The organism is Blautia sp. OM07-19 (genome assembly GCF_003481595.1).
Classification (GTDB): domain Bacteria; phylum Bacillota; class Clostridia; order Lachnospirales; family Lachnospiraceae; genus Blautia_A; species Blautia_A intestinihominis.
In genome coordinates, this window is record NZ_QULA01000091.1 from 1 (window position 1) to 831 (window position 831).

1 protein-coding gene is annotated in these 831 nt (G+C 46.7%); it reads left to right on the forward strand.

Annotated features, from left to right (window positions below):
* On the forward strand, nt 1-796 hold a 796-nt coding region (locus tag DXC01_RS19985), incomplete at its 5' end, for a sensor histidine kinase (protein WP_147399655.1).
* Nucleotides 797-831 lie beyond the last annotated feature (35 nt).

The following is an 831-nucleotide window of genomic DNA, read 5'->3' on the forward strand; positions in this document are numbered from 1 at the left end:
AAGGATGCTGGACGCTGCCATGACCGGCTCCTTTTCTGAAACCAATTTTGATGAAAGCCAGCTGTCTGCATTGGAAACAAAGTTTGCGCACTATCTTTCCGCCGCAGAAGCATCTTCTCAAAACATAGCGCAGGAAAAAGACAAAATCAAAACCTTGATTGCGGACATTTCCCACCAGACGAAAACGCCGATTGCAAACCTGCTGTTATACAGCGAGCTTCTGATGGAGGAAACTCTGCCTGCATCGGCGAAGGCAAATGTGGAGGCGCTGTACAAACAATCGGAAAAGCTGCGATTTTTGATCGATTCTCTCGTAAAGCTTTCCAGACTGGAAAACGGGATCATTTCACTCTCCCCTCAGCAAGCAGCGCTGCAGCCGCTGCTTGAAAGCGTAGTAGAACAATATGCCGCCAAGGCTTCTGAAAAAGGATTGTCTTTGCGACTGCAAGATACCGATGCTTTTGCCGTATTCGACTTCAAATGGACAGCGGAAGCGCTGGCGAATATCGTAGACAATGCCATCAAATATACGGAGCATGGCACCATTACTATTTCTGCCGTAAGCTATGAAATGTTTGCAAGGGTCGATATATCGGATACCGGTTCAGGCATACCGGAAACTGAGCAAGCGAAGATATTTGCTCGCTTTTACCGCTCAAAGGCGGTTCAGGAGCAGGAAGGGGTCGGCATCGGCTTATACCTTGCCCGACAGATCATATCCGGTGAGGGAGGTTATATCAAGATTGCTTCCGTTCCGGGAAAAGGAAGTACATTTTCCATATTTCTGCCGAAATAACAACAATTCTATCAAAACTGTTAGATTTCATTTTC